Annotated in this window: 11 protein-coding genes; 2 read left to right on the plus strand and 9 right to left on the minus strand. The window is 37.9% G+C overall.

From position 1 onward, the window contains the following. Positions 1 to 52 precede the first annotated feature (52 nt). Positions 53 to 601 (plus strand): HD-GYP domain-containing protein, encoded by a 549-nt coding sequence (locus EDD71_RS04540; protein WP_166636337.1) that lies wholly within the window; start codon positions 53 to 55, stop codon positions 599 to 601. Between the two features lie 5 nt (positions 602 to 606). Beyond that, a complete protein-coding gene (locus EDD71_RS04545; protein ID WP_243116402.1) occupies positions 607 to 816 on the plus strand; it encodes an aspartyl-phosphate phosphatase Spo0E family protein in 210 nt (69 codons plus the stop codon). A 235-nt stretch (positions 817 to 1,051) separates the two neighbouring features. Here EDD71_RS04545 and spo0A read toward each other — a convergent pair whose 3' ends face one another. The 9 genes from spo0A to EDD71_RS04590 form a co-directional block, all read right to left on the minus strand. Further along, entirely contained in the window at positions 1,052 to 1,852 is an 801-nt protein-coding gene (spo0A, locus tag EDD71_RS04550; protein WP_133627561.1) for a sporulation transcription factor Spo0A, read from the minus strand. Between the two features lie 395 nt (positions 1,853 to 2,247). Next, positions 2,248 to 3,483: a SpoIVB peptidase gene (gene spoIVB / locus EDD71_RS04555; RefSeq protein ID WP_133627562.1), complete on the minus strand. Its 1,236-nt coding sequence runs from the start codon at positions 3,481 to 3,483 to the stop codon at positions 2,248 to 2,250. A 170-nt stretch (positions 3,484 to 3,653) separates the two neighbouring features. Next, positions 3,654 to 5,348: a DNA repair protein RecN gene (gene recN, locus EDD71_RS04560; RefSeq protein WP_133627563.1), complete on the minus strand. Its 1,695-nt coding sequence runs from the start codon at positions 5,346 to 5,348 to the stop codon at positions 3,654 to 3,656. After that, positions 5,348 to 5,812, minus strand: a complete 465-nt coding sequence (locus tag EDD71_RS04565; protein WP_133627564.1) for an arginine repressor — start codon at positions 5,810 to 5,812, stop codon at positions 5,348 to 5,350. Before EDD71_RS04565 ends, recN begins: the two co-directional genes overlap by 1 nt. A 71-nt stretch (positions 5,813 to 5,883) precedes the next feature. Next, entirely contained in the window at positions 5,884 to 6,741 is an 858-nt protein-coding gene (locus EDD71_RS04570; protein ID WP_133627565.1) for an NAD(+)/NADH kinase, read from the minus strand. Between the two features lie 66 nt (positions 6,742 to 6,807). Then, a complete protein-coding gene (locus EDD71_RS04575) occupies positions 6,808 to 7,641 on the minus strand; it encodes a TlyA family RNA methyltransferase (protein ID WP_133627566.1) in 834 nt (277 codons plus the stop codon). Between the two features lie 12 nt (positions 7,642 to 7,653). Next, on the minus strand, positions 7,654 to 9,510 hold the full coding sequence (gene dxs / locus EDD71_RS04580) for a 1-deoxy-D-xylulose-5-phosphate synthase (protein ID WP_133627567.1): 1,857 nt from the start codon (positions 9,508 to 9,510) through the stop codon (positions 7,654 to 7,656). A gap of 18 nt (positions 9,511 to 9,528) precedes the next feature. After that, positions 9,529 to 10,119 carry a hypothetical protein gene (locus tag EDD71_RS04585; protein ID WP_133627568.1) on the minus strand — a complete coding sequence of 197 codons (591 nt, stop codon included), beginning with the start codon at positions 10,117 to 10,119 and terminating at the stop codon, positions 9,529 to 9,531. A gap of 762 nt (positions 10,120 to 10,881) precedes the next feature. After that, positions 10,882 to 11,760 (minus strand): polyprenyl synthetase family protein, encoded by an 879-nt coding sequence (locus EDD71_RS04590; protein WP_133627569.1) that lies wholly within the window; start codon positions 11,758 to 11,760, stop codon positions 10,882 to 10,884. Position 11,761 lies beyond the last annotated feature (1 nt).

The following is an 11,761-nucleotide window of genomic DNA, read 5'->3' on the forward strand; positions in this document are numbered from 1 at the left end:
AACTTTTATCTTTTATTTTCGATTTAAACTCATAAAAATACTTCTTTTATTAATGAGACAAAAAGACGAATACACATACACCCACAGTATAAGGGTTATGAGACTTGCATATGGTTATGCAAAGTATTATGATTTACCGGGCCATGAAATAAAAATATTGAAATACGCTTCGCTGCTACATGATATTGGAAAACTCGCTATCCCTAAAAGAATATTATCGAAAAACGAAAGGCTGGACGATGATGAATATAGAAAAATAAAGAAGCATCCACATATAGGCTATTTAATTACAAAGTACATACTTCACATGAAGGACGAAGCATGCATAATAAGAAAGCATCATGAAAGAATAGATGGCAAAGGGTATCCATTTGGTTTAAAAAGCGCCGAAATTGATGAATTAAGCAAAATAATTTCTATATGTGATGCCTTTGATGCAATGACCACCAATCGTGTATATAGAAAAAAATCAAACCTTCATGATGCCCTTGTTGAGCTTTCAGCCCATGCAGGAACTCAATTTGATAAGACGATTTTATTAAATTTTTTTAAGTATATAAATTCAAAGTTCAATACTATTAATGTCTTTAAGAAAGGATGATAAAATTGGAATTACATAAACAAGGTTTTGTGAAGGACAAGCCTGTAAAGGACGAAATAGAAAAGTTAAGAACAAAATTATACCAGTTGATTTGCGATATGAAAAATTTTAATCTATCCGACGAAGTAATAAGTATTAGTCAGGATTTGGATAAATTGATATGTGCTTATTATAAAGAGGAACAGAATAATATGAAGCCTACAAACTGCATTTAAGTATTCTTAAGGTATATACCTTATTTCTCAAACACATAGATCAATTGTTACGATTATCGAAGGAAATTCAAAAGCAAAAAAGCATCAATTCCAAAATTGATTTATCGTATAAAAAACCTCTCCTATTTATTGAGATATTAGACGACAAATAAGAGAGGTTTGTTGTAATAGCCTTAATAGTTTATAAGTAAGAAAGTATAAATCCTTTTCCTATCTATGCCTTGATTATACAAGATTATCCCAACTTGCTTTTCAATCTTAACTTATCAGCCACCATTGCAATAAACTCTGAATTTGTTGGCTTGCCTTTATCGTTGTGCACAGTGTATCCAAACAACCTATTTATAGTTTCAACCTGTCCCCTTGACCATGCGACTTCAATTGCATGTCTTATGGCCCTTTCTACCCTGCTTGCTGTTGTATTATATCTTTTTGCTATTGAAGGGTATAGTTCCTTTGTAACCGCACTTAAAAGCTCCACATCGTTTACAACCATCTGAATTGCTTCTCTTAAATAAAGATACCCTTTTATATGAGCTGGAACTCCAATCTCATGTATTATATTTGTAATTTCTGCTTCAAGGGAGTTGGAATTTATATAGCTCTGGCTTTCTGGCACTACTCCGCCTGTTCTTCTAACTTCTGTTGAAACACCCGATGAAAACATCTGCCTGATTCTTTTTGATAGGATCTCCATGTCGAAGGGTTTTACAACATAATATTCTGCTCCCAGGTTTATAGCCCTCTGTGTAATCTTATCCTGTCCTACAGCAGATAGCACAATAACCTTAGGCATAGGCACATTCGTCATGGAATTGATTTTTTCAAGAACTCCAAGTCCATCAAGATGGGGCATGATGATATCAAGTACAAGCGCATCGGGTTGATGGCTTGATACAAGCTTAACCGCCTCAAGCCCGTCCTTGGCTATTCCAACCACTTCAAAGTCATTCTGACCTTTTAAATAATCACTCAAGATACCGGAAAATTCCTTGTTATCATCTGCAATAACTATTTTGATTTTACCGTTTTCCATAATGTAACCTCCCATTTAACTTCCATTTCCTAGCAAAGTATTTATTCGACAAAACTATAAATATTCCTTCTAAAATACAAAATTTTTTTAAATAGTTATGTATTTTTAAAAATAATTACACTTTCTACATATAAAATAAAATTTTACAGCGACACATAAAACTATCGATATTTCATTATATTCCATATAAATCCAAATTATTATATAAATAATCATATAACTCAACGGATATTTTCTTCATATCAAAAAAAGAGATAAAAGCTTATACTTTTATCTCCATTAATCTATAGCGCCGAAAAATTACAAACAGTCGTAGATAAAAAATATATGGGATAAAGAATGGAACGGACAAATTGAAATTATGGGTTAGAGCGTAGAAAAGATCATTTTTAATTCTATATATCAAAACCTGCTTCTTTTAACATCCATTCGATATATATTCCATATCCCATATCGGGTTTATTTACAAAAACATGTGTTACTGCTCCAACTAGCTTCCCGTCCTGTATTATAGGACTTCCACTCATACCCTGTACGATTCCTCCCGTCTTTTCAATTAACCTTTGATCAGTGACCCTTATAATCATACTTTTGGGATTTAATCTGCTTTGAGGAGTGAGCTTTTCAATATATATATCGTATTCCTTTACCTCATCACCCTGTATAGAGGTCAATATTTTTGCAGGCCCCTCCTTGATCTCGCTCTGTCTTGCTATTGGTATTGGTTTATTATAACTATTTCTGGTCAGGATTTTATCTGACTCACCGTATATACCTGCAGGAGTATTTTTATTCAACGTTCCTATTTCATCATCCTCAGAAAATATACCCCTGAGCTCCCCTGGCTTACCTCTAGCTCCCTGCTCTACCGATATTATCTTTGCGTTATATATTTTCCCATCCCTTATTGGAAGAAGCTTTCCTGTATCCACATCATTTATGGGATGGCCGAGCGCTCCGAATTTTCCGGAAACAGGATCATAGAAAGTCAAGGTACCTACTCCTGCCGTTGAATCCCTCACCCATAGTCCAATTTTATATTCATTTTTGTTACCGGTTGCCACAGGCGTTATCTGAAGCTTTTTAACTTCACCTTTTCTATTTATTTTAACATCTATCACCTTGTTTCTATTGCTTGAAATAACATCCGAAAGTTGCTTACTGCTTTCGATTCTTTTTCCATCTACCTCTATGATACAATCACCTATCTCAATTCCTGCCTTCACAGCAGGGCTTTGCTCTCTGCCTGAAGGAGTTTCTACATCTGAAAATCCAACAACAAGTATCCCATCAGTATGGAGTTTGACTCCGATTGGATATCCTCCCGGTATTACTTTTATCTCAGGAAGAAAATTTATGGTCATTTTTTTTATGGGTATTATCCCAAAAAGCTTAACATTTATATGCAGCTTATTTAGTTTATAACTGGATTTTTCATCATAATTCTTTTCATCAGAATCTATTTTATATAATAAATTAGATTTTAAATTTTCATTACTCATCAATTCCCTGTTGCTATCTGTTATATTCATATTTCCCGGCATCGACATGACATTTATTGTGGAAAATACTAAAAATATTAGTAAGGCAACAAGAAAACTCAATAAAACCCTGTATTTATTAATTTTCAAGCCTATCACTCCTTTGCAGTCGTTTTTTCCAAGTCACCTTCCTTTCTTTAAATCTAACTTAACCTTTTTAGTGTCCACATATACTATAATAAAGATTGTAGGAATTACATTATGAAGATAATATGAGAAATCTGACAAAAAAATAAAAAAGCATGTAATACAACATGCTTTTAATTTCTTATTTTATATTTAAGGTCCCTTGCAAGCTCCAGCATTTCTTTAGAGTGATTTCTTGTAAGCTCTGTCACAATTGCTCCGCCTAACATTCTCGCAAGCTCATCCACCTGATCTATATATTCCAGCTTCTGTACGGTAGTTACAGTTTTGTCATTATTTATAAATTTTTGTATTTTAAAATGCACATCAGCCATTGAAGCAATTTGTGGAAGATGGGTAACGCATAATATCTGATGATTCTTTGCGATTAAAACCATCTTTTCAGCAACAGACTGTGCAGTTCTTCCACTTATTCCTGTATCAATTTCATCGAATATAAGGGTTGGTATCCTGTCCACATCTGCAATTACGCTCTTTATGGCAAGCATAATTCTCGACATTTCTCCACCGGATGCAACTTTGCTAAGTGGCCTAAGGGGCTCTCCAGGGTTGGCAGTCATTGTGAAATAGACATTATCATTTCCGTTTTCTCCAAGTTCTTCCCTTTCCTTTACCTCCACTTTAAATATGGCTCTCTCCATACCAAGATACTTAAGCTCCTTCTCTATAGCTTCTTTAAGCCTTAGTGCTGTCTTCTTTCTAATTTCAGTCATTTGAGCTGCAATCTCCCTTAGGTTCTTTAAATATTCATCCTTCTTTTTATTCATATCTTCAATTATTTCTTCACTGCGCTCTATCTTGGAAAGCTCTTCCTTTATCTTATCATAATACTGTAATATTTCCTCTATTGTGCTTCCATACTTTCTTTTCAGCCTGTTAATCAAATCAAGCCTTGCTTCTATGTCGTTCAGTTCCTCAGGGTCAAAATCTATACTATCCCTGTATTCCCTGATTTCATCAATTATATCCTTAAGCTGATAATACAAATCCTCAAGGGATGTCTTCATTTTGCTGAGATTTTCATCGTATTTTTCAATTGACTCCAGATGGGAAATTCCTACACCCATAAGGTCATACGCACAGCCCTTCTCCTCCCCTTCATAGAGGCTTTCGTAGGCCGCGGCAAGGTTGGATATGATTTTTTCAGAATTTGCAAGTATGTCCTTTCTTTTTGCAAGTTCTTCATCCTCACCGATCTTAAGGTTAGCCTCGGAAATCTCCTGTATCTGGAAGCTCAATAGATCCATCCTTCTCAGTTTGTACTGCTCATCAGCGTTTAACTTGTTAAGCTCCCTTTTAATTTCCTTTAAATCTGCATATTTTTGCCTGTATTCCTTTTTTAGGGCTTGGAAGCTTTCTCCACAGAAAGAGTCAAGTATGTCCATATGACTGTCCTCATCCAGAAGTGATTGATGTTCATGTTGTCCATGAATATCGATTAAATATTTGCCTGCCTGTTTTAAGAGTCCAACGGTTACGGTTCTTCCATTTATCCTTGATATGCTTCTTCCGCTCTGATTTATTTCCCTGGTTATTACCACCACTTCGTCTGTTTCAATTCCATTTTCCAAGAGTAACCGGTTAAACTCTTCGTTTCTAACTTCAAAAACCCCTTCTACATAGGCAGATTCCTCTCCGGTTCTTATTATATCCTTGCTCTGCTTATCTCCTAGAAGAAAGTTAACGGAATCTATAATTATGGATTTTCCTGCACCAGTTTCACCGGTTAATATATTAAGACCCTCTGCAAATTCCAGATCCACTCTGTCAATGAGTGCAAAATTTTTTACGTGCAGTTCAAGGAGCATTAAAGGTCCTCCTGTTCATTAAGTAGTTTTTTAAACTTTGTGACAAGCTCCTGAGCCTTCTCAGGTGTTCTAGCAAGTACAAAAATAGTATTATCCCCTGCAAGGGATCCTACTATTCCATCCCATCCCAGTGAATCAATTGCTTCTGCAGCTGCTGAGGCAGAGCCTGACAAAGTTTTAAGTACAATAGTATTTCCTACATAATCTACATTCAGAACTGTTTGTACGAAAATATTTACGAGCTTATCGGTTACTGTGCCTTCACCCTTAGAGATTGCTGCATATTTGTACTTTCCTGACTGGGACATGACTTTGATTAGCTTTAGTTCCTTTATATCCCTCGAAACAGTTGCCTGAGTTACGTCCATACCCTGCTTTCTAAGCTCATCTACAAGCTCTTCCTGGGTTTCGATATCCTTCCGGCTTATGATTTCCAGTATCTTTGCATGTCTTGCAATCTTCATATGTTAAACCCCTTTCTTACCCTGCAAATCCTTACAGGAAAAGATAAAATACATCATCATATAAAAATGAATCAAACCGAAGATTCCTTAAGCTTGCTCCTTAATACGTCATAGAAACTTCTAGTGCACAATTTAATAAATTTTGCTGCAAGTGGAGCCCTCCTGACAATCACCCTATCTCCGCTCTTTATCACGTGACCCTGTTGCCCATCAAGGGTAATGTAAACCTCCTGATAGATACCTGCAACCTCAATTCTTATGGACTCCTCATCAGAAACTACAATGCTTCTTGAACTTAAGGAGTGAGGACAAATAGGAGTTAAAAGCATCACCTTCACTCCCGGGCTTACAATAGGACCTCCCGCTGACAAAGAATAGGCGGTTGAACCCGTGGGGGTTGATATTACAAGTCCATCGGCTTTGTAAGTATCTACATATTTGTCATCGATAGAGGTTTTAAGGGTAATCATCCTTGAAAGTGGTCCCCTTGTAAGCACCACATCGTTTAAACAATAAAATGTTTCAGCATGCTGATCCTCTTTGAGAATATTTGCTTCAAGCATCATTCTTTCTTCCATACAGTAGTTACCCTTCAATACCCTTTCAAGGCCAATGAAAACATCGTCAACTTCCAGCTCAGTTATGAAACCAAGGTGTCCCATATTAACTCCTAGAATAGGGGTTTCAAATTGAGCGGCCTGTCTTGCTACTCCCAGAAGTGTTCCATCCCCTCCAAGAACTATTACAAAATCCGATTGCCTGTATAAATCATCAGGTGGAAACCCGAGCTCTAACCTATTTAGCTGTGCAGCAGTAACTTCAGAAAGAAGAACCTCCTGCTTCCTTTCCTCAAGCCATTTGACTATTGAAGCTGTAACCTTTAAATTGGTATCCTTCGTTAAATTTACAACAATTCCAATCCTAGCCATACTGCCACCGCCAGTTCACTTAATAATATTGTTCTACACAAATCATGGGATTCCTCTTTTTTACGTCTAAATTTCCAGAATTTTATGAGAATCTTCGACCACTTTCCATATTAACTTATCCAGGTTTTCTTTTAAAGATTCTTCATAAATGTTTTTTCCCTCGCTATTTTTAAGATAAGCAAGGTACTCAATATTTCCTTCGGGCCCCTTTATTGGTGAAAAGGTTAATCCCTTAAGGCTAAATCCAATGCATAAAGCAAAATTCAGCACATTTTCAATAACTTCCCTATGTATTTCTGGTTCCCTGACAACCCCTTTTTTGCCTACTTTATCCCTTCCAGCTTCAAACTGGGGCTTTATAAGGGCTATTACCTCTCCAGCAGGCTTTAAAAGTTCTTTAACCACAGGAAGCACCAGCCTAAGTGAAATAAATGCCACATCTATCGAAACAAAATCCACCTGTTCACCTATATCTTCCTGCTTAACAAAACGTATATTGGTTCTTTCCATAGAAACAACCCTGGGATCCTTTCTAAGCTCCCAAGCTAGCTGACCATAGCCAACATCGATTGAAAAAACCTTTATGGCTCCATTTTTAAGCATACAGTCGGTAAAACCTCCTGTTGATGCTCCTACATCAATACATATTTTATTTTTTAAATCAATTTCAAACTCCTTTATGGCCTTTTCAAGTTTCAATCCACCTCTGCTCACATAGGGAATTGCAACTCCCTTTACCTCTATCTTACACTCTCTTCTTACCTTTTCCCCTGCCTTATCGACCCTGACATTATCAACAAAAACAAGCCCTGCCATAATGTGCTTTTTTGCCTTTTCACGGCTGTCGAAAAAACCTCTTTCAACCAGCAGGGTATCAAGTCTTTCCTTTCCTTCAGCCATCGTACTCTCCCTCTATATGTTTTTCAATATAGTATTCATTATACCATCAACATCCAGTCCATATTTTTTATATAATATTTTCTGGCTTCCATGGGTTATAAATTCATCAGGATATCCCATCATAACTATTCTACCCCTGTAATTTTTTAATGAAGCATGCTCAAGTACAGATGAGCCGAAACCACCTGCAACAAGATTATCCTCCACCGTAAATATTATGTCGTACTCATCAAATATATTGTTCAGCATGATTGTATCGAGGGGTTTTATAAACCTGCAGTTTACAAGCCTGGCATTTATACCTTTAGCCCCAAGCTTTTCCACTACCTTATATGAATTTTGTACCATTTTACCGACAGCAAGAATAGCCAGATCCTTTCCCTCTGAAAGTGTTTCCCATTTTCCTAAAGATATCTCATCATATTTTTCAAACTCTACTTCAGAATCGCCACCCCTTGGATATCTTATAGCCACAGGGCCATTAAATGCAAAAATCCATTCTAGCATCATTCTAAACTCTTTTATATCCTTTGGTGATAGAATAGTTAAATTTGGTATCGGTCTTAGATATGAAATATCAAAAACTCCCTGATGGGTTTCCCCATCCTCACCGACTATTCCTGCCCTGTCTATCGCCAGGGTTACAGGCATTTTACCAATGCATATATCATGAATAACCTGATCGTATCCCCTCTGAAGGAAGGTTGAATATACGGCAAATACTGGCTTCAGCCCGTTTGCCGCAAGTCCCGCCGCCAGAGTTACACCATGCTGCTCGGCAATCCCTACATCAAAAAACCTTTCTGGAAACCTTTCAGCAAAGGCTTTAAGACCTGTGCCATCAGGCATTGCTGCTGTTATGGCAACCAGTTTATCGTTTTTCTCCCCTTCCTTTATCATTTCCTCCCCAAAGGCACTGGAATAGGTGAGGTTTGAAGCCTTAAGGCTCTCACCTGTTTCCACCTTAAATGGATCAATACCGTGAAACCTGTCGGGCTTTGCCTCAGCGAAGCAGTATCCTTTACCCTTCTTCGTAACTACATGGATTAGAACAGGGCCCTTTCTCTTTTTAGCCCCAACAAGCACCTCACATACCCTGCCAATATCATGGCCATCTATGGGGCCTAGATATGTAAAGCCCAGTTCCTCAAAAATCATTCCATTGACAAGGAGGTATTTAAGGCTTTCCTTAACCCTTTCAGCCGATTTATACAGGTTGTTGCCTACAGCTGGTATTCTTTTTAACAGATTTTCTATATCGTTCCTTAAATTCAAATACACAGGTTCTGTTCTTATTTTGCTTAAGTAGCCTGACAGACTGCCTACATTTTGAGCTATGGACATTTCATTGTCGTTGAGCACAACTATCAAATCCGTATTCGAATTTCCAGCATCATTAAGGGCCTCAAATGCCATACCGCCGGTTAGGGCACCGTCGCCAATTACCGCAACGACGCTGTATTTCTCCTTCTTTATATCCCTTGCCCTGGCCATTCCAAGGGCTACAGATATTGATGTGCTGCTGTGACCTGTTGCAAAGCTGTCATATACGCTTTCATTGGGCTTTGGAAATCCGCTCATTCCACCATATTTTCTAAGTGTAGCAAAATTTCCCTTTCGTCCGGTTAAAATCTTATGTACATAGCATTGATGACCTACATCCCATATTATCCTGTCATCCGGCATATTAAAAATCCTGTGAAGGGCAATTGTAAGCTCAACCACCCCCAGGTTTGAAGCCAGATGTCCCCCCGTTTTAGAGACGTTTTCAATCAAAAAATCCCTTATCTCATCTGCAAGCTTACACAATTCCTTCATGGAGAATTCCTTCAAATCCCGGGGACTGTTAATTCTATCTAAAATCGCCATTTTTATCACCCTGCACCTTTATTTTTTTCTCCTTATAGTATCTAAAAACCATGCTACGCTGTATACTATGTTATTGCTTTGTGATATTGCAAAGTTCTTTCCCAGTGCCTTTCCCCCTACAGTTATAGATGCAATTGTTGCACTTATGGCCAGCGTTAATAATGTTTTTGTTCTATCATCAAAACCTCCATAGGTTATTATTTTCCCTATAATAGCTGCTCCTGCCCCTCCACTTACAACACCACAAACGTCCCCTATAACATCGTTACAGAAGTTGGATACCTTATCCGCGTTGCGTATTAGAAATACAGCGGTTTTTGCTCCCCTCACCCTTCGAGAAGCCATTGAATGGAATGGTACTTCCTCTGCAGCAGTTACGGAAACGCCTATGATATCAAATAAAATGCCGGTTAAAATTATCCCAATTAAGATAATAAAAGCAAAAAAAAGATCTACCCTTGCAAGCATAGCATCAGAAACAAAGCTTATTAATGAGGATATAATGAATGTCCAGATGATTATTCCTATTATCCATTTATAGTTTGTATCCTTGCTCGTTCGCTTCTTATAAAATTTAATTCTCTTTTTATTATTTTTCTCTTTTTTCATTATTATAATAACCACCTTATATGTAGCCCAAAGTGGCGACAGAAAAGGTTAAGTTTGCGGCTTAGGTCCAGCAGGCTTTCCCATTTTTGAGACCAGAGCGTCGCCACTCTGGCGGTTTCCCTTTAACCAAAAATCCATACCGTTGCCGGTTATGGGGCTGGATTACCACTTAGTCCACACTGCAATCCCTTTTCTGCCTCAATCGAACAGTCTAGGAGTTTTCCTCAACAGAATAATCCTATTCTAGCCTCTTTTGCAGGACTGGTTTCCTACAGCAATAGTTCGCATATATTGGCCTTTATATGCAAACCTGATCTGTCCTCCACCAATCCCACTCAAGGCAGGCTACGCTGCAAGCAGCTTCAAACCGCTATGCAGGTTTAATCCCGTGCCGTAATACTTTAAAATACCACGCACACGGGTCTCCGCGAAGGTAGGGTCGATTACGCATGCCATTGCGGTCGCCCCATCCCCCTTACTCCCAGCACCAACCCACTACTGGGCGTAGCAGGCCAGCACAAGGAACTTCATCGATGTGCCCTTTGACGGATTTTTAGCCCCGCCTTCAAATAGGATATATCTGACTAGAATACTGCGCCACCCTGGCTGAAACAACATTCTATCATAATTATACATAACACACAATATTTTTTCTATACAATTATGGCAATCTTTAGTATAGACATGATTCTAAGGTCATATCTATACTAAAGATTGCATATGCAATTAAAAAGCTGAGTTTTAACCCAGCTTATAATCCTTCTAATGATCTCTGTTTAGCAGAAAATCTGTCAGCTCGACTAAAAAACCTGTAGAATCCAGCACTTTTGCTATTTCACGTGCAGATTTTGAGTATTTTTCAGCAAGCCTTTTTGACTTGTCAAGGCCGAGTATGCTAACAAAGGTAGACTTACCATTTACCTCATCACTGCCAACCATTTTTCCAAGCTTACTGCTGTCTCCTACACAATCAAGTATATCATCTACAATCTGAAAGGCAATGCCAAGATTTTTGCTGTAATTCCTGATTTCTTCTAATTTATCCTCTCTATCTGCAATTATTCCACCAATTATGCATGCTGCCTCAATTAAAGCCCCTGTTTTTTTGGAATGCATCTCATAGAGGGTGTCGATATCGATATTCTTTCCCTCACTTTCCATATCGATAACCTGCCCCCCTATCATTCCTTTAACACCGGATGCTCTGGCAATGACAGCAATAGCCCTTATATACTTGTTTTTATATCCTCCGGATGCTGCAGCATCGAGCATTATTTCAAAGGCGCTGTTTAAAAGCCCATCTCCAGCAAGAATGGCAATAGCTTCGCCAAAAACCTTATGGTTTGTAGGTTTTCCTCTTCTTAAATCATCGTTATCCATGGACGGAAGGTCATCGTGTATGAGGGAATATGTGTGTATAAGTTCCAGACCGCAGGCAAATGGCATCACTTCATTTAAATCACCCTCTAAAGCCTCACAAATTGAGATAGCAAGCATAGGTCTTATGCGTTTTCCCCCAATCATAAGGCTGTATTTCATGGCCTCCACGATTTTTTCAGGTGCATCCTTAATGTTTATATATTCTCTAAGGTAGCTATTTATTAGATCCTGCTTACTCTTAAGTTTTTCATTAAAATTCATG

Source organism: Fonticella tunisiensis, assembly GCF_004364155.1.
Classification (GTDB): domain Bacteria; phylum Bacillota; class Clostridia; order Clostridiales; family Caloramatoraceae; genus Fonticella; species Fonticella tunisiensis.